We start from the raw sequence: 22,523 nt of genomic DNA on the forward strand, positions 1-22,523 counted from the left end.
TTGCCTTGTCCGACAGGCACTTTAGGAGCGCCTGGCCGGACAGGAAAGGGAAATGCTCAGGCCGGCGGCACTTCGGCGGCGGCGCGGGCGGCCGGCCGGCGAAATTGGCGCGGCCCCTGGTCGAGGCGGAAGGGCGACAGGCGTTCGGCGGGCGGATCCTGTTCCTGGCCGACGATGAAGGCGCGGCCGGTGCGGCCGGTGCCTTCGGGCGCTTCCTCATCCTCGCCCCAGCGATAATGGGCGTCGAAGGCGGCGATCGGCACCAGTAGCGACCGCTCGCCCATCGTCACCGGCACGATCTCGTCCTGGGCCAGGCGCAGCTCGTTGGTCATGCGCACGGTTTCGCCCGGCGCGATCGAGACGATCGAATGCAGCGGCATGCCGGTCTCGCCACCGAAGAAATGGCGCAGCAACGCATCCTGCTGCGCACCCGCATTGCCCAATATGCCGCGCACCATGATGTCGCGGGCCGGGCGATCGCCGCGATTATGGAGCAGCAGCGTGTAGCCGATGGTCACACCGATCAGCGAGGAGCGGGCGAGGCTGATGTCGAGGCCGAGGTCGATCCAGGGGCGGTCGCCGGCGTCGCTGGCCGGCGCCGATGCTACGGGTTCGGGGGCGGGTGCTGGCGTGGGCGCGGGAGCAGGCGCCGGAGCAGGCGGGGGCGGCGCGCTCGCCGGCGCGGCGTCGACGTCCTCCGCCGCACGACGGCGCCGCATCAGCAGGAAGCCGGCGATCACCGCCAGCGCGGCGATGGCAGCGGCGATCCAGGGCCAGCTCAGCCCCTGCGCTTCGCTTGCCGGCGCGGGTTCGGCAGTGGTGACGCTGTTGTCGGCCGTGACCGGCTCGGGCGCGGACAGGGCGGCCGGTGGCGGCGTTTCCACCGCATTGGCGGCATTGTCCGGTTCCGCCAATGCGGGCGCCGGGCTGGGCTGTGCCGGCGTGGCGTCGCGCGCGGCCGGGCGTTCGGCCGGGGTAGGGGCGGGCGTCGTGCGCGGTGTTTCGGTGCGCGTCGGCGCTGGCGTCGGTGCCGGGCGCTGCGAAGCAGGGGCAGGGGGGGTCGCGGGCGCGCGTTGGGTCGGCGCCGGCGTCACCGTGGGCGCGACGATCGGCGGCAGCGACGGAGTGGGCGTCGGGGTCGGCGTTGCCGTGCCCCGGAATACGTCGAGTTCCGGGCCTTGACGGCGCGGGTCATCGGCCGGCGGCGGCGGCGCGGCGCGCTGCAGATTGACGACCGGATCGCTGCCGGTGGCTTGTTGTGCCAGCGCAGGCGTGACTGCCAGCAGCGGCAGGGCGGGAAGGAAGAAACGCATAGACCCCATGGCCCTGCCAAGGCAGAAATTTTGCTGAACGCCAGATGAACGGATGGCCTTGCGCGCCGGACCGATGACAAATTGCGTGTAATCGACTACATGCGCCCTCATGACCGATACCCCGCTCCATCTCGGCCGCGCCAGCACCCTGCCGCAGCGGCCCGAGGACGCCGTCCTCGACTATGTCCCCAATCCCCGTCCGGGCAAGCCCTATCTGGTGCGCTTCACGGCGCCCGAATTCACCTCGCTCTGCCCGGTGACCGGCCAGCCGGACTTCGCCCATCTGGTGATCGACTATGCGCCTGGCGCGACCATCGTCGAATCCAAGGCGCTCAAGCTGTTCCTGGGCAGCTTCCGCAACCATGCCGGCTTCCACGAGGATTGCACCGTCGGCATCGGTGAGCGGCTGTTCATCGAAATGCAGCCGATCTGGCTGCGCATCGGCGGCTATTGGTATCCGCGCGGCGGCATCCCGATCGACGTCTTCTGGCAGTCGGGCGAGCCGCCCGCCGGCCTGTGGCTGCCGCCGCAGGACGTGCCGGGCTATCGCGGCCGCGGCTGAATATCTGATCCATAGGCTGCGCCGATCATGCAGGATGCCGCAAGCCTCATGGCTTTCTATCGTAATCGTCGGGCGGAACTGGACCCGTCCGACGGTTCGCGCTGGCATTTGCTGATCAAGGAAATTCGCCTGCGCGAAGCATGCGGCATAGACGAAGCCTATGCCATCGCCTTGACTGATCCCATCTGGCGGCGCTGGCTTGAGCGCCAAATTAATAGCAATCCGGCTTGCTGGAAGGCGGCATTGCGGCACGTGCGCGATAACGGCGATCGCTCGCTCATCGCCCAGCGAGACGGAAGGCTTTTCGTCCGATAGCCACTCTGCCCTTGTTGGACGAACGCACAACAGGCTTCGACCAACGACATTCTCTTGCGGATAGTTCACTTGACCCCCCGCGGGAAAGGGCCGATCCGGTTTGCATGTTGCGCGTGACTATGTCTCATTGCGCCATCCAAGCCGTATCGGAGTGCCTTCCCCCATGCCCTTGTCGAAAATCCTGCCGTTCCTGATGGCGGCCGCGCCGCTGGCGATCGCCGCGCCCGCGCTGGCCCAGACCGCGCCTGCCGGCCCCGCCGCCGGCGTCACCACCCAGCTGCCCCGTGGCGCCGCGCCCAGCCATTATGCGATCGAGGTGACGCCCGATGCGGCGAACCTCAAATTCACCGGCAAGGTGACGATCGATGTCACTGTCGCCACGGCCATGCCGGCGCTGGTGCTGAACGCGGCCGACCTGACCGTCTCAAGCGTCACCCTGACCCCGGCCAAGGGCAAGGCGATCACCGGCACCGCCAAGGTGGATGCCGATGCCCAGACCGTCAGCCTTGACTTCGGCAAGCCGGTGCAGCCGGGCAGCTACAAGCTGACCATGGTCTATGCCGGCATCATCAACCAACAGGCGAACGGCCTGTTCGCGCTCGACTATACCGACAATGCGGGCGCCGCGAAGCGCGCGCTCTTCACCCAGTTCGAGGCGCCCGACGCCCGCCGTTTCGTGCCGAGCTTCGACGAGCCGAGCTACAAGGCGACGTTCGACCTTTCCGCCGTGGTCCCGGCGGACCAGCTGGCGGTCGGCAACATGCCGGTCAAGGCGACCAAGGACATCGGCGGTGGCAAGAAGCTGGTGACGTTTGGCACCAGCCCGAAAATGTCGTCCTATCTGCTCTTCTTTGGCCTAGGCGAACTGGATCGCGCGACCAAGATGGCGGGCAATACCGAAGTCGGCGTCATCACCGGCCGGGGCAATACCGGCAAGGCGCAGCTGGCGCTCGATGCGTCGGCGGCGATCCTGCCTTATTATAACGATTATTTCGGCGTACCCTTCCCGCTGCCCAAGCTCGACAACGTCGCGGGCCCCGGCCAGAGCCAGTTCTTCAGCGCGATGGAGAATTGGGGCGCGATCTTCACCTTCGAGCGCACCCTGCTGGTCGATCCGCGCTTCACCTCCGAAGAGACCAAGCGCGCCATCTATGAAGTGGCCGCGCATGAAATGGCGCATCAGTGGTTCGGCGATCTCGTCACCATGGCCTGGTGGGACGATCTCTGGCTGAACGAGGGTTTTGCGAGCTGGATGGCGACCAAGGTCACCGACAAGCTGAACCCGGAATGGGAAGCCCTGCTGTCGCGCGTCGATGGCCGCGAGCGGGCGATGAGCCTCGACGCGCTCAAGACCACCCACCCGGTCGTGCAGAAGATCACCACCGTCGACCAGGTGAACCAGGCGTTCGACGCCATCACCTATCAGAAGGGTGAAGCCGTCATCACCATGCTCGAGGGCTATGCCGGCGAGGATGCGTGGAAGGCGGGCATCCAGTCCTACATGAAGAGCCACGCCTATGGGAACACCGTCACCGACGATCTGTGGAAGGCGGTCGAGGGCGCGGGCGCCAAGGGCCTGGTCAGCATCGCGCATGATTTCACCAGCCAGCCGGGCATCCCGCTGGTCAAGGTGGAGAACGCCCAGTGCCAGGGCGGCAACACCATCCTGACGCTGAGCCAGGGCGAATATAGCCGCGACGCCAAGGACAAGACGCCGCTCAAATGGAATGTGCCGGTGAAGGCGCAGGTGCAGGGCGGCGAGGCGCAGCGCCTGATCCTGCAGGGCAATGGCCAGATCACGCTGCCGGGTTGCGGCGCCTATGTCATCAATGCGGGCCAGACCGGCTATTATCGCTCGCTCTATCCCGCCGCCAATATCCAGGCGCTGGCCAAGGGCTTCAGCCAGCTGTCCAGCATGGACCAGACCGGCCTGATGGCGGACAATTTCCAGCTGGCGCTGGGCGGATACCAGCCGATCGGTCTGGCGCTCGACCTGGTCGACGCCGTGCCGGTCAATGGCAGCCCGGCGGTGCTGGCCGAAGTGCCCAGCTATTTGAAGAGCAGCTATGACATGCTGGAGGGCGACGCCGCTGCCCAGGCGAAGGTCGCGGCCTATGCCTCGGCCAAGCTGACCCCGGCGCTGACGGCCATCGGCTATGATGCCAAGGCCGGCGAAGGGCCGCAGGTGCCGGTGCTGCGCACCAGCCTGGTCGCGACGCTGGGCAGCATGGGCGACAAGGGCGTGGTGGCCGAGGCCGACCGCCGCTTCGCCGCGCTGGCGACCAACCCGGCCGCGCTCGACGGGCCGCTGCGCAATGTGTGGCTGGGCATCATTGCCCAGAATGCCGACCAGGCGACCTGGGACAAGCTGCGCGTCATGGCCAAGGGCGCGCAGAGCGACCTTGAAAAGAGCACGCTCTACGCGCTGCTCGGCAAGGCGAAGGACGAGAAGCTGGGGCAGCAGGCTCTGGATCTCGCCCTAACCGATGAGCCGGGCAAGACCACCAGCGCGGCGATCATCGGCCAGGTGGGCGTCGCCCATCCGATGTTGGCGGTCGACTATGTGCTGGCGCACAAGGCGCAATATGAGGCGCTGATCGACGTGTCGGCCCGCAGTCAGGCGCTGGCCCGTCTGGGCGGCGGATCGGCCGACCCGGCGATGGTGACCAAGCTGGACGCCTATGCGACCCAGTATCTGACGCCGGAATCGCGCAAGGTGGTCGACCGCTCGATCGCCGCGATCAAGACCCGGATCGAGACGCGCAGCCGCCTGAAGGCGCCGACCGCGGCCTGGTTCGCGGCGAAGAAATAAGGGCATGGGGCGGCGGAGCGATCCGCCGCCCTTTCCAGATAGGGACATGATGAATCAGACGGAACCGCGGGTCGGATGCGGCGCGGCGATCCTGCGCGATGGCAGCTTGCTGCTGGTGCAGCGTCGGCGCGAACCGGAAGCGGGCCATTGGGGCCTGCCGGGCGGCAAGGTCGACCTGCTGGAAACCATGGCCGCCGCCACCGAGCGCGAGATTTTCGAGGAACTGGGCCTGACGATCAGGGCGCATGAATTGCTGTGCCTGACGGATCAGATCGATGCGGAACGCGGCACGCATTGGGTGGCGCCGGTCTATTTGGTCGAGGATGCGCAGGGCGAGCCGGTGGTGATGGAACCCGAAGCGCTGGCGGCATGTGGCTGGTTTGCGCTGGATGCGCTGCCGCAGCCGCTGACCCTGTCGACACGGGCGGCGCTGGCCGCCTTGCAGGCGCGACAATAAGGAAGGGCGGCATCGCGGCCGCCCTTTCTGGTTTCGGTCAGTTCGGCAGGCCCAATGCCCTGGCGATGTCATCCCAGGCGACCAGCTTGAAATTCTGCGCCGCCGCCGCGTTATGGCCATCCTGTGCGATGAACAGCCCACCGGGATAGGCCGGGCCGAAATCGCCCAGCATCAGCTCGATGCCGTCGGTCTCCTCCGACCCGCCAATCGCGCCATCGACGACGCGGAAGCGACCGACATAGGCGTCGTCGGACAGGCGATAGGCGACATAGGCATTGTCGCCCTGGCTGGAGACGAGGACATAGCCGTCCTTCTCGCCAATCGCGGCGATGGCGACACCTTCGGCATCCATGACCAGATTCTTGCCGTCGGCCGCCGCGATCTTGGTGGGCGTGGTGGCGCCAGATGCGCGCGCGTCGAAGCGCCACAGGCCGACATCTTCCTCCGCGACATAGAGGATGCCGGTGCGGTCATCCACGGCGCAGCCTTCCGACTGGGTGCCAAGCTTCATGCTGCGGACGATATTGCCGGTCGGCGTGGCGCCGGACGCATCGAGCGCGACCTGATTGATCGTCCCGTCTTTCAGCACGATGAAAGCGTAGGTCGCCTCCGACGCCTTGTACAGACAGATGCCATAGGCCTCGCCCTTGCCGGCATCGACCTTGCCCAGGGCTGTCAACTTCGCTGTCACGCTGTCGAGGCGGAACAGGGCGAGCTTGGCGTTCGCCACATCATTGCGGTCCGACGCCACGACCAGGATCCCGGTCTGGCCATTGACGCTGACGCCATCGCGCAGGTCGACATTGTTGACCCGGCCCGCGTCCAGGAAATCGCGGGTCTTGCCGTCCAGGCCATAGACATAGAGGCCGGCCTTCTTGTCGGTGCCGACGATCAGGCTCGCGGCCGGATTGGCGGCATTGCGCCAGATCGCCGGATCATCCGCCGCGTCGGCATTGGGGGTGCCGACCGGGGTGGTTTCGCCGCGTGCGGTGACATTCACGGCCGGGGTCGCATTGGCGATACGCACTTCGACCGGCACTTCCGTTTCGGCGGTGGTGCAGGCGGCCAGCGCTAGCAGGCTGGTGAACGACAGGGCTAAGGGCTTCATCACGATATTCCTCACTTGCCGCGCGCGACGCATTTGCCGCCATCGGGGCCGATATTGCCGGTACAGGTGCGCACCGCGATGGTGGGTTCGCTGGTGTCGCTCAGGTGATTGCCGTCCGCCCGCTTTGTGAGGTCGAAGCCGTCATAGAGCTTGCCAGACGCGGTATAGGTGCGGAATTTCAGGCGATCGCCATCCACGTCCACGACTTGATAGAGTTCGGTCGCTTCGGCGGTCTTGTCCGGCTGGGTGCGGGCCCGGTCGTTGAGGCCGTACATTTTGGAGCCGGTGACCGAGACGAGATAGACCGGCCCTTGGATCGCGCCATTGGCCCGCGCCTGCGCCGAAGCCTCGCGCCCGGCTTCGGAGGTCAGGCGGCTGTAGCAATGGTCATGGCCCTGCAGCACCAGATCGACCTTGCGCTTGTCGAACACCGGCTTCCACGCGGCCTTCACCTCGGACGTGTCCTGCGGCCGGGCGCAGGTGAAGACGGGCTGGTGGAACAGCACGACATTCCATTTCGCCTTGCTGGACGCGAGAGTGGCGTCCAGCCACTGCGTCTGCTGCGCCATGGTGCCAAGGTCGATCGCCGACGTGCCGTCGAGGATGATGAAGCGCACCCCCTGATAATCGACAAAATAGGTGGTCCTGAGGCCCGGCACGCCATTGTCGGGCAGCGCGAATTGCAGCGGGAAATAGGGGCCGAGCGTGCGGCTCTCGCTGCCGTCGGGCTTCACCACATCGACATATTCATGATTGCCGGTGGCGGGCAGTTGCGGAACGATCGACCAGTTATAGCTGCCGGCCTGGTTGAACTCGCCCCATTCGTCATCATGGTCGAGGTCGTCGCGCTGCGCGGCAAGATCGCCGGCATGGGCGACCAGCTCGATCCCGCCATTGGCATGGAAAGCCTGGCGGATGACGCGGCTGGCATAGGTCAGGATACCGTTCTGGATGTCGCCCAGATAGAGGAAGCGGAACGGCCTGGCCTGCGCCGCCGCCGTGCGGAATTGTAGCCACTCGCTCCAGCCCGCGCTGCCCTTCAGCCGATAGGCATAGACGGTATCAGGCGTCAGATTGTCGAAGCGGATCTGGTGATAGAGCGCCGGGCCATTGGCGCTGTCCTTGGCCGTGCCGGCGGGACCGGTCACGGTCCTTGCCTCCTCCTCCAGCGTCGGGCCGTCGACGGAGATGGCGATCTGCGCTTCGCTGGCGGTCTGGGCGGCATCGGTGCGCCAGGCGACCGCCATGCCGCGCGAAGGGTCGGCGGCGGGCGTCAGCATGATCCGGTCGGGCAGGGTGCGCGCCGCATAGGGCGTGCCGGCGGAGCGGGGCACGGGCGGGCTGGCGGCGGTCTGGGCGGAGAGCGGCGCGGCGCTCGCCATCAGCAGCATGGTCAGGAACAGTCGGGACATGGGCGTCCTTTCCGGGAAAACGGGACTTGCCGGCCGCGCAAGGGCGCGACCGGCAAGCAGGGGAAATCGAACGGGATCAGAAGCTGGCGGAAATACCGAACTTCGCGGTCCAGTTATATTCCTCATATTGGAGCAGGCGCTTGCTGCCCTCGAAATTCTGATAGGCGAAATATTTGGCGTTGTTGACGTTGACCCAGTCGGCGAACAGGCGGACGCCGGGCAGGATCTTGTACTTCGCGCTCAGGTCGAGCTGGAAGTGGTTGTCGACAATACGGTCGGTGTCCGGACCATCGCCGATCTCGTCCAGATATTTGCTGCGATAGGTGCCGGCGGCGCGCAGCGAGATCGGACCCTTTTCATAGCCCAGCACCGCATTGAAGGTGTGGCGCGAAGCATTGGGCAGGCCGATCTTGCGGGTATAGGCGTTGTCGTCCCCGTCGTAGCTGGTGATCTTTCCGTCGGCGTCGGTGAAGGTGTAGTTGAGGTTCACCAGGAAGCCATCGAGCGGCGCCGGCAGGAAGTTCAGCACCTGGCTGAACGAGAGTTCGACGCCCTTCACCTTGGCGGTGTCGCCATTCACATAATAGGATGCCTCGCTATAGGCGACGCCATTATAGACGCCGTCATCAAAGTCGCGGACCTGCGCGCTATAGTCTTTGATCGACTTATAGAAGAGGCCGGCGCTCAGTGCGCCATTGTTCGAGAAATACCATTCGGCCGAGGCATCGAAGTTCCAGGCGCGATAGGGCTTCAGGTTCGGATTGCCGAACTCGGCAGCATAATCCTCGTCGAGGATGAAGCGCGGTGCGAGCTGCGACAGCTTGGGACGGACCAGGCTCTTGTAGGCGGCGGCGCGGAACACCAGGCCCTGGCTCGGTTCGAAGCGGGCGGTCAGGCTGGGCAGCCAGTCGGTATAATGTTTGGTGAAGACATTAGGCGTTGAGATGACGCCAGTGGTTTCGCCTTCGTCATCCAGTTCATATTCGGTGACATTGCCGCGCAGCACGTTGCGGGTCTGCTCCATGCGGACGCCGCCGATGATGCGGACCTTCTCACTATCCCAACGGCCCAGCAGATAGGTGGCGAGGATATCTTCCTTCGCGCTGTAATCCTGCGCTGCCGATTCATAGGCGCTGGTGATCGGATCGAGTTCGAACTCACCGATATTGTTGTAGAAATAATCGGTAGCTTGGCCCTTGCCGGGCAGCGGGCCGAGATCGGACAGGCGATAGGTCTGGGCGCCCAGCACATCGGCCAGGTCCAGATCGGCATCGCCATAATAGTTCATGTTGAAATTATAGCTCTTCTTGCGCCAGCGGGCTTTCATGCCGGCTTGCACGGTGAAGGTGCCGCCGTCGGTGGCGAAGGCGCGCGATACATCGCCTTTCAGCGCATATTCGCGGTCGCGCGAGTCCGACAGGGCAGTCTGCTCGACGCGGTTGAAGCTATATTCCGACGGGTCGTTGAACAGGTCGGCGCCGCTGGTGACATTGAAGGTCGGCACGCGCGGATCGGCATAGTTGAAGCCGACATCGACGCCATCGCCGTCGAACCGGGCGCGCCAGCGGATCGGGTCGATCGACCCCTTTTCCTTTTCGGTCGATTCCGACCAGCTACCCGAATAGGTCAGCTTCCACGGGCCGGTTTCGGTGGTGCCGCCCAGCACCAGCGACTTGATGCGCTGACGCTCGAAACGGTCCTTGAGATCGCGGCGCACTTCGATGCGGCCATCCTCGTCGGTGAAGTTGGCGCTGTCCGCATCGCCCGAAGCGGGCTGCTCATCCAGGACGAAGGTCAGGCGGCGACGATATTCATGGTCTTCAAACTGGTTGTAGATGCCGCGGGCATAAAGCTTGGTGGTGTCGGACGGCTTCCAGTCCAGGTTCAGCGTGCCGCCGATGCGCTTACGCTGAACGTCATAATCGCGATATTCGAGCGTTTCTGCATAGGCGATGCCGTCGTCGCTGGTGGTCCAGTCCGCAGCTTCGATATTGTCGGTCTCGAACTTGCGCTTGTAATAGCTGAAGCCGCCCGAGATGCCGAAATTGTCGCTGAGGCGGGTGGCAAAATCGACGCTGCCCTTGGGCGTTACGGCGTCGGCATAGTCGTTATAGCTGCCTTCCAGCTTGACCGAATAGAGATCCTTCTTGCGGTCGAAGGCGCTGGTGGTGTTGATCTCGATCGAGGCGCCGATCGTATCAGCGTCCATGTCCGGGGTCAGCGACTTCTTCACTTCGATCGATTCGATCAGTTCCGAAGGCACGACGTCCAGCGCGACCGAGCGGACATCGCTTTCCGGGGCGGGCAGGCGGGCGCCGTTGACCGATGCGGCGTTGAGTTCCGGGTCGAGGCCACGGACCGAGACGAAGCGGCCTTCGCCCTGGTCGTTCATGATGTTGACGCCGGGCAGGCGGCGCAGCGATTCGGCGACATTCTGGTCGGGGAACTGGCCGATCGCGTCGCGGGTCAGGACGCTTTCGACACCGTCGGCCGCGCGCTGGCGCGACAGGGCCGATGCCTGGTTGGCGACCTGGCCGACGACGATGATCGACGCGTCGACGTTCGAGCCGATGCGGATGTCGGCATCGACATCGCCGGTGGCGGGCACGACGACGGTGGTGCGCACCGGGTCGGCACCGGTGTAGCGGGCTTCGATCGTGTAGGTGCCCGGCGCGACGTCGGGGAAGCGGTAGGAGCCGTCACGGCCGGCTTCGGCGATGCGCCCATTTTCGACGATGCGCAGCTGGGTCGACTGCAGCGCGCGGGTGCCGGTGCCGTCGGACACGGTGCCGCTGATGGTGCCGGCCAGGGCGGCGACGGGCATGGCGGTGGCAAGGATGATCGCGGCGCGGCTCGCGCCACGGAACAAGGTCTTCATGGTGAATGCTCCCCTTCGGTTGGGGAGGCCATTGGCGATGAGTCCTTACGGCTTCATGGCAATATGATTGCAGTTAAAAGTCTGAAAAATGTAACTTATGTGACGTGATGCAGGGGCCACATTATGGGGCGCTCAGTCGCGCCGCCGGCCGCTGCGCCGGGACAGGCCGCCACGATGGTGCAGCCGGCCGCCTTTTTCCAGCCGAGCCATATGGTCGATGAAAAAGACGGCGCCGATACACAAGATGATGGCAATCAGGAATTCGGGCGGCATGTGGGCTCTCCAGCCTTTGGGTAATGCTGGAGAATTAAACCGCCGGACATAGGGTTTCGAGCCGCAGGTCGGCCCATATCCATTCTATTGTCGTAGGATTTTGAAGAATGGGGCGACCTGGCGTCGGTCGCCCCATCTCATCTCGTCAGGCGAGCGGCGCGGTCGCCCAGTGGCGCAGGCGCGCATAAAGGGCGGCGATCACGCCGGCGAAGATCAGCACCGACAGCGGCACCGCCCAATGGCTTTCGCCGACCAGCGCCAGCGGTGCGTCGCTGTCGGTGGAGGCGACGACGCCGGCAAAGGCGACGCCGAACAGGCTTTCGCCGACGATGAAGCCGGTCGCCATCAGCACGCCCATGCGCTCGGCAAATTCCGGGTTCGCCTGGCGCAGCGACCAGCGATTGTAGAAATGGCCGATCACCGCGCCGACCGGGATCAGCAAGGTCAGTGCCATTGGCAGATAGATGCCCATGCCGACCGCGAGCGGAGGCAGGCGCATCTTGCCGGTCTTGCCGAGCAGTTCGTCGAGCGCGACCACGACCACGCCGATGCCGGCGCCGAAGCCGATCAGGCCCCAGTCGAGGTCGCCGCCGAGCACGCCCTTGGCTAGCGCGGAAATGAGCGCAGCCTGCGGCGCGGGCAGGGCGGTCGCCTTGGCACCGGGCGCGCCGGCAAAGCCGAAAGCGCTGTTCAGGAGGTCAAGCACCGGCGGGATCACCAGCGCGCCGAACAGCACGCCCAGCACCAGTGCGATCTGCTGCTTCCACGGCGTCGCGCCGACCAGCTGGCCGGTCTTGAGGTCCTGGAGGTTATCGTTGGAAATGGTGGCGACGCCGAACACGATCGCGGTGGTGAACAGCGCATAGGCGATCAGCGCCTGGCTCTGTTCGGGATGGCCCGAGCCATAGATGGCGGCGAGGATCAGCGACGCACCCAGCACCGCGAGGATGCCGACGCCCGAGATCGGGCTGTTCGACGCGCCGATAAGACCCGCCATATAGCCGCAGACCGAGGCGATGACGATGCCGGCGACCAGGATATAGGCCAGCGTCAGGCCGATGATCGGCACCGGATTGGCGGCGATCGGCCCGCCCTGGGCGAAGATCCACAGCAGCACGGCGATCGGCACGAGCGAGGCGAGGATGGTGCCGAAGACGATGCCGATCGGCAGGTCGCGCTCGGTGATGTCCAGAGTGCCGGCGTCGCCCGACTTGCGGACCTTGGCGGCGTTGAGGGCGGAGCGGATGCCGCTGATGATCGGACCCAGGATCTTGAGCAGGGTCCAGATCGCGGCAATGCCGATCGTGCCGGCGCCGATGAAGCGGGCCTTCATGCGGAAGGTGGTGCCGACCAGGTCGGCCAGGTCCGCGCCGGCGGGCAGCGGGCTGGTGAGATAGGGGACGATGCCAACCCAGCTGATCAGCAGGCCGACGAACATGGCGGCGCCGACGGAGATGCCGACCAGATGGCCGACGCCGATCAGCGCCATCGAGAAGCTGGTCGAGACCGAGCTGGCGCCCGCGCCCAGCTTGAAGAAGGTGGCGGCTTCCTCGGCCAGGATTTTGGTCTTGGCGATGATCGAGAAGCCGGCGGCGGCGATCGAACTCATCACGATGGCGGCCAGACCGCGCTTATTCTCTTCCAGGCCCTCGCGCGAACCGGCACCGACTTTCAGTACTTCGGCGGCGGCGACGCCCTCGGGATAGGGCAGGTCCGATCCGGTGACGAGCGCACGGCGCAGCGGTACCGAATACATGACGCCCAATATGCCGCCCAGCGCGATGGTGCAGGCCGACAGCCAATAGGGGAAGCCCTGCCACCAGCCGATGATGACCAGGCCCGGCAGCACGAAGATGATCGCCGACAGGGTGCCGGCGGCCGATGCGATGGTCTGGACGATGTTGTTTTCCAGGATCGTGCCGGTCGCGAACAGGCGCAGCACCGCCATGGAGATGACGGCGGCGGGGATCGAGGTGGCGAAGGTCAGGCCGATCTTGAGGCCCAGATAGACGTTCGCGGCGGTGAACAGCAGGGTGATGAGCGCGCCCAATATGACGCCGCGTAGCGTCAGCTCCGCCATCGGCACGGCCTTGGCCGAATCGGTTGTCACTGCTCTTTTCCCTTCGCCAGTCGATCGATCAAGCGGCTGGTAATAATGTTGCTGGCGCTTGGATCAATCTTAAACTGGCCGGCAGGACGGTCAGGAATCGCGGCCGGCGCCCGTATCCGCCAGCACGGCATGGTCCAGATAGGCGTCGACCAGCCTGGTCCAGCGCTCGTAACCGCGCGGATTCATGTGCAAACCATCGGCACGGAACAGCGATGCATCGGGCAGGCCGTCAGTGGCGAGCAAGGGGCGGCCGACATCGAGATAATCGAACTTCATCGCCTTGCTGCGCGCCGAAACGGTCATGTTGACCGCCGCCATCTGGGGCCAGAGCGTCCAGCGGATCGGGCTGGGCTTGAGCGAGAGATAGGCGATATGCGCCCTGGGATAGTCGGCGCGAAGCTGGCGGAGCAGGGTCAGCACGTCGGTAGCGACCTTGTCCGGCGTGGCGCCGGCGGCCAGGTCATTCTCGCCGACATAGACGATGATCGAGCGTGGCTTGGCCTTGGGCAGCAGCCGTTTGTAATAATGCAGCACGTCGGGGGTGGTCGCGCCGCCAAAGCCGCGATTGACCGTACCGATATCGGTGAAGCTGCCCTTGATGTCCCACAGGCGGATGCTGGAACTGCCCAGGAACAGCGTGGCGTCGGCGACTGGCGGGCCGGCCGCTTCCGCTTTCGCAAAGGCGGCGATCTCGTTGGAGAAGGGGAAGGTCGGGTCGGCATTGGGAACCGCGACCTTGTCCGGCGCCGGGGCCTGCGTCGGCAACGGGGCAGCCTGCAACGGCCCGGCCGCGGCGAGCAGCAGGGCAAGGCCCAGCGCCGTCCGCCAGCGCGGCTCAGTGCCGGTGGCGCGGGCGCAGCTGATATTTGCCATCCGCATAATCGCCGAACAGGCCGGTGATCGCCGGGTGATCGACCGGCTCCTCGCTGTCGTCGGCCACCAGATTCTGCTGGCTGACATAAGCGACATAGCTGTTCTCGCCATTTTCGGCGAGCAGGTGGTAGAAGGGCTGCTGCTTGTCGGGGCGGGCATGTTCGGGGATCGATTCATACCATTCCTCGCTGTTGGCGAAGACCGGGTCGATGTCGAACACCACGCCGCGAAAGCCGAAGCTGCGATGCTTGAGGACATCGCCGATGCTGAAGCGGGCATGGACGACCGGCGGGGCGGTGATGCCGGTACCGATATTCTGAATCGTGACTTTCATATGACCAATTTAGGGTGCCCGCGCAGGGAGACAAGAAAAATACCGAAAAGGGTGCTTGGCAAGGATGGAATCATTCGCTAATGGGCGCCGCTCGACCCGATCGGTGCGGCATTTTTCCTTGCGGTTCAATGCTTCCGGTCTTCTGCGGAGAGGTGGCAGAGTGGTCGAATGCACCGCACTCGAAATGCGGCGTGCCCGTGAGGGTACCGAGGGTTCGAATCCCTCCCTCTCCGCCACTTAGTTTTCCAACGAAATCCAATATTATCCAAAAAACCCCGTATTAACGGGATTTTAGGCTGTTCTCGCGTCCAAGCGGATCCAGCGATATCCAGCCCAAGCCAGCATCATTTGGGGGCATTTTGGGGGCATCGAATTGAGGGTTTGGGGGCATGCTAACTGACGCGGCAATTCGCAAGGCAAAGCCTAAGGACAAGGACTACAAGCTAGCCGATTCCGGTGGGTTGTATCTGTTCGTGACGAAAGCTGGTCACCGCAGCTGGCGGCTGAAATATCGTTTCGCAGATAAAGAGCGACGCTTGGTGTTGGGAAGCTACCCAGATGTGTCGTTGGCCGAGGCAAGGGATCTGAGGGATGACGCCAAGCGTCTGCTGCGGGACGGCCGGGATCCGGTGATCGAGGCAAAGAAGCGCAAGCTCGCTAACTTGGTCCAAATGGAAAACACGTTCGAGAAGGTGGGCCGACAATGGTATGCTGATCAAGTGGCTCGCTGGAAGCCAGTGCATGCGGCAGATGTCATCACGAGCCTCGAACGAGATATTTTTCCTGCCATTGGCGGGCTGCCGATAACGGACATCGACGAGCCTCTTCTTCTTGCCACGCTGAAAAAAGTCGAAGCCCGAGGGGCTATCGAGACTTCTCATCGCTTGCTGCAGCGGTGTTCGTCGATATTCAAATATGGCAAAGGCATCGGTGCCTGCCGCGAAAATCCTGCGGTTGATATGAAAGTAAGCCTCAAACCTGTACCTCCGGCTCGCCGGTGGCCAGCGCTGACGGAACTAGATCAGCTTCAGGCTTTGATCCGTGCAGTTGACTGCTCGGCCTCCCATCCGATCACCCGTCTTGCATCTAGAATGATGGCGCTGACTGCTCAGCGACCAGGGATGATTCGCACCGCGCCTTGGAGCGAGTTTGAGGGCATCGATTGGGATAATCCAGATGAGCTCGCGGAGAGACCTTTGTGGCGTATTTCAGCCTCTCGCATCAAGCTCGTGCTGGAGCTCCGTGAAGATGAGGCCTTCGAGCACCTTGTTCCACTCTCGCGGCAAGCCGTCGAGGTTCTGCATGCGGCTCGTCGCCTTTCAGGTCGTGGACCCTTGGTTTTCCCAGGGGCGCGAAGCGGTTTGGAGCCATTGAGCGAAAATGCTGTCGGATATTTATATAATCGAATCGGCTATAAGGGGCGCCATGTTCCGCACGGGTGGCGTTCGTCATTCTCAACGACAATGAATGGTTTGGTAGAGCGAACACATCCAGGCTCAGATCGCCTCCTGATCGACAGGCTCATTATTGACTTGATGCTGGCGCATATTCCAGCTGGAATGTCCGGCAGCGAACTGATTTACAATCGAGCTGCCTACATGGAGCGCAGGCGGGAACTCGCACAACAATGGGCGGATATGCTATTGCATGATCAGCTGGCAGCGAATGTACTTTTGGAAGGCAGAAGGCGCTCAAAATCCAATACGCGCTGAGGGGCATTCGGAGCGAAAGCATTTGCAATAGGCGTAGCGACTGACCCAGTTTTACGTACTCATGCCGTTAATACGGAGGAGGCGAATTCTGGCCTGTCGGCATTTTGGCTATCGAACAGGATGCTAGCCCATTCGATGCGCCTCTGATCATTTGTTGAAGAGTTGGGCGGGTGCTTTAAGGCTCAATTTAGCGTTGGTAGCTAGCTGCTAACATGCGCGTTGACCTTTGTTCGGGGGTGGCTGGGTGCGTTTGGTTGCGAATTCCGGTAGTGATCGGGTCATCGATATCTTGAAGGAATTGCAAGGTGTTCGCTTGCATGTCCTTACTGAGCGTCTCTCCTTTTTAGGCGCGAGCGATACGCTGGGTGGTGGGGTTAAGGGCATTGAGCGTCTTTTACTCGGCGCCGCTGCTGAAACTGCTTTGGCCGGCGACGATGCCGACCGAATTCGCCGCAATCGCCTTCAAGGCCGGGCGGTGTCTACTGCGCTGGCAGGGGCACTCGCGGCGGCGGACATCAGGCAGACGCGATTACCTCCTTCGCAATCGGTGCTTCTCTCGTCGTGCGGTGCGGTCATTGGCAATTGCAGCCTGACGACTGGCGGCTTGGGTGTCGCGCCGCAGTCACGTTTGGGTTTCGTCCAGCAGACCGAGAATGACACGGAATTGGCCATGGTCGGCCAGTGGTTCGAAACGGAGTGGAGTGCTGCCAATCCTAACGGGCCGGCAGTATCAGCACTGACCGAAGCTGTCTCAGCCGCCGCCGCCGATCACGCCCCCAATGCAGTTTACATGCAGGCACTTCATCAGCTTTTTTCCGAAATGGAAGCTGGTACTTACGAATCACGTATCGTGGATTCAGCAACTGGGATCCGTGAAACCCAGGTCTGGTCGAAGCTCTACCGATTCCAGAAGGACGGCGTCATTGGCGCCATCGACAAGTTGCAGCGCTTTGGGGGCTGCATCATTGCAGACAGTGTGGGCTTGGGTAAGACCTTCGAGGCGCTGGCCGTCATCAAATATTTCGAATTGCGCAACGCCCGCGTACTCGTCCTTGCGCCAAAGCGCCTTCGCGAAAACTGGACGCTGTGGACCCGCAATGATGTCCGCAACATGCTCGCCGCCGATCGCTTCGCCTTCGACGTGTTGAATCATACCGACCTGTCGCGCGAAGGCGGGCAGTCAGGTGACATTGATCTGGGCCACATCAACTGGGCCAACTACGATCTGGTCGTCATTGATGAGAGCCACAATTTCCGAAATCGCCCCGCAGGCAAAGGCGAACGCGAAAGCCGATATGATAGGCTGCTGAACGCCGTCGTGAAGGCCGGCGTAAAAACCCGTGTGCTCATGCTGTCCGCAACGCCGGTGAACAATCGGCTTAACGATCTGAAGAACCAGATCGCCTTCGCCACCGAAGGTCACGACCAGGCACTTGCCGGACACGGGATCGCCAGCATCGCCGGGACGATCCGCATAGCGCAGGGTCAGTTCAACCGCTGGCAGCAATTGCCGGAAGGCCCGCGGACTCCGGCAAAGCTACTGGAAATGCTGGGCTTCGACTATTTTCGCCTGCTGGATCTGCTGACCATCGCCCGCAGTCGAAAACATATCGAACGCTACTACGGAACCGCCGAGACCGGCACTTTCCCGGAAAAGCTGACGCCGGCCAACATAAAGTCCGACGTCGATCTGACCGGCACATTCCCGCCGATCGTCGAGGTGAACAATGAAATCCGGCGGCTGAAACTCGCGGCTTTCGCGCCGCTCCGTTATGTGTTGGACGATCGCCGGGCGGCATACGAGCGTCGCTATAATCAGGATGTGGCAGGCGCAGGCGGCGGCGCCAGCGTGTTCCGCCAGCTGGACCGCGAAGAAAGCCTGATTGCACTGCTGCGGGTCAACCTGCTCAAGCGCATGGAAAGCTCCGTCCACGCCTTCGCCCTGACCATCGGCCGCCAGTTGGAGGCGGTCGAGACGCTGATCGCCCGGATCGACGCGCATGACGACAGCGTGGCCGCGCCCATGATCGACGATCTGGACGATGACGATCCCGCCTTCGATCAGCTTGGCGTCGGCCGCAGTGTCCGCGTGTTGCTGAGCGACGCGGATCTTGTCCGTTGGCGTCAGGATCTGGCCGAGGATCGCGATCGGCTGGCGCGCCTTCATGAACAAGCGCGCCGGGTGACGCCGGAGCGCGACGCAAAGCTGGCTGACCTTAAGAAACTGATCGCCGACAAGCTGGCCGACCCATTCAACCCCGGCAACGTAAAGCTGCTAGTGTTCACCGCCTTTGCGGACACGGCTGCCTATCTCTATGACGCGATCCGCGAAGACTATCCGCATCGCATGGCACTGGTGACGGGATCAGGCCGCAACCGGACGACCCATCCCAAGCTCACCGCCGACCTTAGCTCTATCCTGACCGCCTTCGCGCCCGGCGCGCGATCGCGGCCAGAGTCGCTGGCGGGCGAGGAAGAGATCGACCTCATCATCGCCACCGACTGCATATCCGAAGGCCAGAACCTGCAGGACTGCGATTGCGTCGTGAATTACGACATTCACTGGAACCCGGTCCGCATCGTCCAGCGCTTCGGGCGCGTCGATCGCCTGGGCTCTCCCAATGCCGTCATCCGGCTGGTCAATTTCTGGCCGAACATGGATCTGGACAGCTACATTGGCCTGGAGCGCAGCGTGTCCGGCAAGATGATGCTGCTCGATGTGTCCGCGACCGGCGAGGAAAACCTGATCGAGGCGCAGGCGGGCAACCAGATGAACGATCTGGAATATCGCCGTCAGCAGCTTGAAACCTTGCAGTCGCGGGCAGTCGATCTGGAGGATCTGTCCTCCGGCGTGTCCATCACCGACCTGACCTTGAACGACCTGCGGCTCGATCTGGCGCGCCTTTCGCCGGACGAGCGAGCGGCGCTGGGTCGGCAACTGATCGGGACCTACTCCCCCATCTTCGCCAACGACGATTTTCCGTCCGGTGCGCTGTTCGTCCTGCGTGCCGCCACCCCGGCGGCGGAGCGCTCGATTGCGAAGGGTGATCCGCTCTTCCCCCATGCGCTGATCTATGTCGGCATGGATGACCGGATCATCCTGCCGCATAGCCAGCCCAAGCGGATGCTGGACCTGCTGCGCCTTGCCGCCGCTACCCCGGCGGACCGTCAGGCCGAGGCCTGGGCGCGGTTCGATGCTCAAACGCGCGGCGGAGATGCGATGGAAACATGGCAGGCGCTGCTCTCCGCTGCCATTCGGGGCGTGACCGGCAAGGCGGAGGAGCGCGCGGTCGAGAGTCTGTTCACCACCGGCGGCATCGAAGGATCGGGCGGCGAGAGCGGGCTAGATGATTGGGAGGTCGTCTGCTGGCTGGCGATCCTGCCACCTGCATGAGGATGGCCGCATGAGGGCGCTGGCATGACGATCACGCCCGCCGATATTCGCGCGGCGCTGGCCCTGCCGCCGATGAACGCCCCGGCGCGCCGTCTGCCCAAGGACGTTCTGGCGCAGCACGGCGCGGCCAATAGCGCTGATCGCAAACTGATCGACAGCATGATCGAGCGGCTGGACTGGTGGGCGACACTGTCTCCGGTCACGGTGGGCATTGCGGCTGGCGTTGATGAAGAGCGGCCAGTCCCGGCCATTCAGCTGCTGGCGATGACAGCACGTATTGAGCCGACACAGCGGCTGCTAACCCTGATCCATCGCGCCATTCCTGTGCCTATCATTCTTGCCACGGCGCTGCCGGGAAACGCGGGAACCCGGCTGAGCCTTGCACTGTTGCGCCGGGCAGAGCGGATCGCGGACCAGATGGTCGTCGAGCGTCTGGTGGTCGCGCCGGATCTTGTGGATGCGCAGGATGCAGCGTCGGCGGCGTTCCTCGCCAGCCTTCCGCTACCGGGCTTGCCACAGACTGGCCTTGGCGCAGCTTATGGCGCGCTAGTCGAACGGGCCGAGGCGCTTGCCATCGCTGGGATTGTGAACGCGCCGTTTCAGCTCGCGCCGGATGCAGCGACGGCTGAGGCGCGCCGGGAGACGCTGGCGCGATACAGGGCGACGGAGACAGGATGGCTGGCCGCCCGCGCCGCCGCACGGCGGGAAAAGCGGCTGGCTCAACAGGTTGAGCTTGGCAATCAGGCCCGGGAGCTTAAGGATAGGCTTCAGGCCATCGCGGGGGAGTTGGCCGAAACTCCCATCGCTCGACCAAAATTTGTGAAAAAGGATGTGCGCCTTGGCGTGCATGGAGATGAAGTGTGACTGACGCCAGCGACCCCATTCCCCAGATTGCCCGCGATAATGAAGCAGCGGGTAGCGGCAACCTTGTCACAGGTAATATCGCGCGGCTGAAGGGGTTGTTTCCAGACATCGTGACCGACGGAAAGGTCGATTTCGAGATACTGCGTGAATTGCTCGGCGATGCCGTCGAAGAAGGCGAGGAACGCTATGGTCTTAACTGGAAGGGCAAGCGCAAGGCGCGGGCTTTCGCGCTGACGCCAAGCCTTGGGACGCTGCTGCCCACGCCGAACGACAGTGTAGATTGGGATTTAACGCAAAACCTCATGATTGAAGGAGACAATCTTGAGGTAATGAAATTGATTCGTCGGTCGTATGCTGGGAAAGTCGATATTATTTATATCGATCCACCATACAATACGGGCAAGGATTTCGTTTACCCTGATAATTATCGAGAATCTATTTCTCAATATCTTGAAATTACGGGCCAATCCGGCGCGCGCGGCGAAATATCAACTACTAACAGAGAGGTTAGCGGGCGATTTCACACCGACTGGCTCTCTATGATGCTGCCGAGAATAGCATTGGCAAAAGAGTTTATGCGAGAGGATGGAATTTTCCTCTATAGCATAGACGACGCGGAGCTTTCGAACTCTAGGGCGTTGCTGGATGAAGTTTTTGGCCAAGAGAACTTTTTGGCTACTATCATGTGGGATAAAAGTCGAAAGAATGACGCAAAACTGATATCTGCTGGGCACGACTATATCCTAATTTACGCGCGGTCGAAAAGCCGACTTCGGTCCGACGGTGTCATGTGGCGGGAATCAAAGCCCGGGACGAAAGAAATCTGGGAAAAATATCTCGAGCTTAGGGCTGCAATTGGTGAGAATGATGCGCTTGTCGAGCAGAGCTTGCAGGAATGGTTTCGAAGCCTGCCGAAAGATCACCCTTCGCGTAAATGGAGCCGCTATAAGAGGGTGGACAAATATGGCCCTTGGCGGGATCGTGACATTTCTTGGCCTGGCGGTGGTGGTCCGACATATGATGTGTTGCATCCTGTCACAAAGAAGCCTTGCAAAGTTCCAGAACGAGGATGGATTTACGCTGACCCGGCAGAGATGCAGCGCCAAATAAATTTGGGGGCGGTGGAGTTTCGCGAGACTCATGAAGACCCGCCATTTCGAAAGTTTCACCTCAAACCCAGGTCTTACGAAACTTTCGATGACGATTTTGAAGATGTCGAAGATGCGGCCGATGATGAACTGGCAACCCAAGTCCGGACAACGTATTTGTATAAGCAATCTCAAGTTTCTGTAAAAGATCTTCGAGATTTGATGGGCGCGAAGATCTTTACGAATCCAAAGGATTATCAAGAGCTAAACAAATTGTTTGAGTATGTGTCTGGCGGTAAACAAGATTGTCTGGTGATGGATTTTTTTGCCGGTTCCGGGTCCACTGGGCATGCGCTGCAGGTGGCAAACGCCTCTGATGGAGGGCGGCGGCGGTTCATACTTGTGCAATTGCCGGAACCGCTCAGCACCACAAAGAAAGAGCAAAAATCTTCAGCGAAATTTCTTGAGTCTATGGGCAAACCTCTAAACATCGCCGAACTGACCAAGGAACGCCTGCGTCGTGCTGGAGCGAAAATCCGCGAAGAACATCCAGACGCGACGATCGACACCGGCTTCCGCGTCTACAAGCTGGCCACGTCGAACCTGAAGCCGTGGCAACCGGATGCCGGGGATTTGGAGGCGAGCATCCTGGATGCCGTGGATAATGTCCTGCCTGGTCGCACCGAGGAAGACCTGCTGGTTGAGTTGCTGCTCAAGACCGGTATCGATCTCACGTTGCCGGAAGAGAAGCGCAGCATCGCGGGCCAGACCGTTCACGCGCTGGGCGGTGGGACGCTGATGGTATGCCTGGGCAATATTGGCGCCAATGACGCTGAGGCGTTGGGCCAAGGCATGGCGGATTGGGTCGATGAACTCGATCCGGTGCAGGCCACGGTCTATTTCAAGGATGCCGGTCTGGGGGCTGACGGCAACCGCGCGGCGACCAAGGCGAACCTTGCAGCCATTCTGCGTCAGCGTCTGGGCGATCGCATCGCCAAGATCGCCAGCATCTGATCGG

At 62.7% G+C, this 22,523-nt stretch carries 16 protein-coding genes and 1 tRNA gene; 9 read left to right on the forward strand and 8 right to left on the reverse strand.

All coding sequences use genetic code 11. The annotated features are described in order from the left end of the window. Positions 1-56: 56 nt before the first annotated feature. Positions 57-1,313 carry a hypothetical protein gene (locus BRX37_RS22235; RefSeq protein WP_125989512.1) on the reverse strand — a complete coding sequence of 419 codons (1,257 nt, stop codon included), beginning with the start codon at positions 1,311-1,313 and terminating at the stop codon, positions 57-59. A gap of 109 nt (positions 1,314-1,422) precedes the next feature. On the opposite strand from BRX37_RS22235, the gene queF reads away from it, so the two are divergent. The 4 genes from queF to BRX37_RS22255 all read left to right on the forward strand — a co-directional run bounded on the left by queF (position 1,423) and on the right by BRX37_RS22255 (position 5,459). Next, positions 1,423-1,875, forward strand: a complete 453-nt coding sequence (gene queF / locus BRX37_RS22240) for a preQ(1) synthase (protein WP_125989514.1) — start codon at positions 1,423-1,425, stop codon at positions 1,873-1,875. A gap of 27 nt (positions 1,876-1,902) precedes the next feature. Beyond that, entirely contained in the window at positions 1,903-2,190 is a 288-nt protein-coding gene (locus tag BRX37_RS22245; protein ID WP_125989516.1) for a hypothetical protein, read from the forward strand. A gap of 163 nt (positions 2,191-2,353) precedes the next feature. Next, positions 2,354-5,002, forward strand: a complete 2,649-nt coding sequence (locus BRX37_RS22250; RefSeq protein ID WP_125989518.1) for a M1 family metallopeptidase — start codon at positions 2,354-2,356, stop codon at positions 5,000-5,002. A gap of 49 nt (positions 5,003-5,051) precedes the next feature. Then, positions 5,052-5,459 (forward strand): NUDIX hydrolase, encoded by a 408-nt coding sequence (locus BRX37_RS22255; protein WP_125989543.1) that lies wholly within the window; start codon positions 5,052-5,054, stop codon positions 5,457-5,459. 37 nt (positions 5,460-5,496) lie between these two features. On the opposite strand, the gene BRX37_RS22260 is transcribed toward BRX37_RS22255, so the two are convergent. The 7 genes from BRX37_RS22260 to hspQ all read right to left on the reverse strand — a co-directional run bounded on the left by BRX37_RS22260 (position 5,497) and on the right by hspQ (position 14,447). Then, positions 5,497-6,567, reverse strand: a complete 1,071-nt coding sequence (locus BRX37_RS22260; protein ID WP_125989520.1) for a phytase — start codon at positions 6,565-6,567, stop codon at positions 5,497-5,499. 11 nt (positions 6,568-6,578) lie between these two features. Continuing rightward, positions 6,579-7,979, reverse strand: a complete 1,401-nt coding sequence (locus tag BRX37_RS22265; protein ID WP_125989522.1) for a purple acid phosphatase family protein — start codon at positions 7,977-7,979, stop codon at positions 6,579-6,581. Positions 7,980-8,055: 76 nt separating this feature from the next. Beyond that, on the reverse strand, positions 8,056-10,857 hold the full coding sequence (locus BRX37_RS22270; protein WP_125989524.1) for a TonB-dependent receptor: 2,802 nt from the start codon (positions 10,855-10,857) through the stop codon (positions 8,056-8,058). A 132-nt stretch (positions 10,858-10,989) separates the two neighbouring features. Continuing rightward, positions 10,990-11,130, reverse strand: a complete 141-nt coding sequence (locus BRX37_RS26890; protein WP_017499045.1) for a hypothetical protein — start codon at positions 11,128-11,130, stop codon at positions 10,990-10,992. 145 nt (positions 11,131-11,275) lie between these two features. Then, complete coding sequence (locus BRX37_RS22275; protein ID WP_125989526.1) at positions 11,276-13,240, reverse strand: OPT family oligopeptide transporter; 1,965 nt, start codon at positions 13,238-13,240, stop codon at positions 11,276-11,278. 90 nt (positions 13,241-13,330) lie between these two features. Then, positions 13,331-14,119 carry a GDSL-type esterase/lipase family protein gene (locus BRX37_RS22280; protein ID WP_125989528.1) on the reverse strand — a complete coding sequence of 263 codons (789 nt, stop codon included), beginning with the start codon at positions 14,117-14,119 and terminating at the stop codon, positions 13,331-13,333. Next, on the reverse strand, positions 14,076-14,447 hold the full coding sequence (gene hspQ / locus BRX37_RS22285; protein WP_004210078.1) for a heat shock protein HspQ: 372 nt from the start codon (positions 14,445-14,447) through the stop codon (positions 14,076-14,078). The genes BRX37_RS22280 and hspQ overlap by 44 nt, the downstream gene beginning before the upstream one ends. A 146-nt stretch (positions 14,448-14,593) precedes the next feature. Here hspQ and BRX37_RS22290 point away from each other — a divergent pair. The 5 genes from BRX37_RS22290 to BRX37_RS22310 all read left to right on the forward strand — a co-directional run bounded on the left by BRX37_RS22290 (position 14,594) and on the right by BRX37_RS22310 (position 22,519). Beyond that, a tRNA-Ser gene (locus BRX37_RS22290) sits at positions 14,594-14,683 on the forward strand. 153 nt (positions 14,684-14,836) lie between these two features. Continuing rightward, complete coding sequence (locus tag BRX37_RS22295) at positions 14,837-16,159, forward strand: tyrosine-type recombinase/integrase (protein ID WP_080727372.1); 1,323 nt, start codon at positions 14,837-14,839, stop codon at positions 16,157-16,159. A gap of 244 nt (positions 16,160-16,403) precedes the next feature. After that, positions 16,404-19,553, forward strand: coding sequence for a helicase-related protein (locus BRX37_RS22300; RefSeq protein WP_037522932.1), 3,150 nt, complete (start codon positions 16,404-16,406; stop codon positions 19,551-19,553). A 24-nt stretch (positions 19,554-19,577) separates the two neighbouring features. After that, complete coding sequence (locus tag BRX37_RS22305) at positions 19,578-20,417, forward strand: DUF4391 domain-containing protein (RefSeq protein WP_051887078.1); 840 nt, start codon at positions 19,578-19,580, stop codon at positions 20,415-20,417. Beyond that, positions 20,414-22,519: a site-specific DNA-methyltransferase gene (locus tag BRX37_RS22310; protein ID WP_125989530.1), complete on the forward strand. Its 2,106-nt coding sequence runs from the start codon at positions 20,414-20,416 to the stop codon at positions 22,517-22,519. The genes BRX37_RS22305 and BRX37_RS22310 overlap by 4 nt, the downstream gene beginning before the upstream one ends. Positions 22,520-22,523 lie beyond the last annotated feature (4 nt).

This window comes from Sphingomonas sp. S-NIH.Pt3_0716 (assembly GCF_003950715.1).
Classification (GTDB): Bacteria; Pseudomonadota; Alphaproteobacteria; order Sphingomonadales; family Sphingomonadaceae; genus Sphingobium; species Sphingobium yanoikuyae_A.

Coding starts and splice junctions, on each gene's coding strand:
- BRX37_RS22235 (WP_125989512.1), bottom strand. CDS start 1,313: ATGCGTTTCTTCCTTCCCGCCCTGCCGCTGCTGGCAGTCACGCCTGCG.
- queF (WP_125989514.1), top strand. CDS start 1,423: ATGACCGATACCCCGCTCCATCTCGGCCGCGCCAGCACCCTGCCGCAG.
- BRX37_RS22245 (WP_125989516.1), top strand. CDS start 1,903: ATGCAGGATGCCGCAAGCCTCATGGCTTTCTATCGTAATCGTCGGGCG.
- BRX37_RS22250 (WP_125989518.1), top strand. CDS start 2,354: ATGCCCTTGTCGAAAATCCTGCCGTTCCTGATGGCGGCCGCGCCGCTG.
- BRX37_RS22255 (WP_125989543.1), top strand. CDS start 5,052: ATGAATCAGACGGAACCGCGGGTCGGATGCGGCGCGGCGATCCTGCGC.
- BRX37_RS22260 (WP_125989520.1), bottom strand. CDS start 6,567: ATGAAGCCCTTAGCCCTGTCGTTCACCAGCCTGCTAGCGCTGGCCGCC.
- BRX37_RS22265 (WP_125989522.1), bottom strand. CDS start 7,979: ATGTCCCGACTGTTCCTGACCATGCTGCTGATGGCGAGCGCCGCGCCG.
- BRX37_RS22270 (WP_125989524.1), bottom strand. CDS start 10,857: ATGAAGACCTTGTTCCGTGGCGCGAGCCGCGCCGCGATCATCCTTGCC.
- BRX37_RS26890 (WP_017499045.1), bottom strand. CDS start 11,130: ATGCCGCCCGAATTCCTGATTGCCATCATCTTGTGTATCGGCGCCGTC.
- BRX37_RS22280 (WP_125989528.1), bottom strand. CDS start 14,119: ATGCGGATGGCAAATATCAGCTGCGCCCGCGCCACCGGCACTGAGCCG.
- hspQ (WP_004210078.1), bottom strand. CDS start 14,447: ATGAAAGTCACGATTCAGAATATCGGTACCGGCATCACCGCCCCGCCG.
- BRX37_RS22295 (WP_080727372.1), top strand. CDS start 14,837: ATGCTAACTGACGCGGCAATTCGCAAGGCAAAGCCTAAGGACAAGGAC.
- BRX37_RS22305 (WP_051887078.1), top strand. CDS start 19,578: ATGACGATCACGCCCGCCGATATTCGCGCGGCGCTGGCCCTGCCGCCG.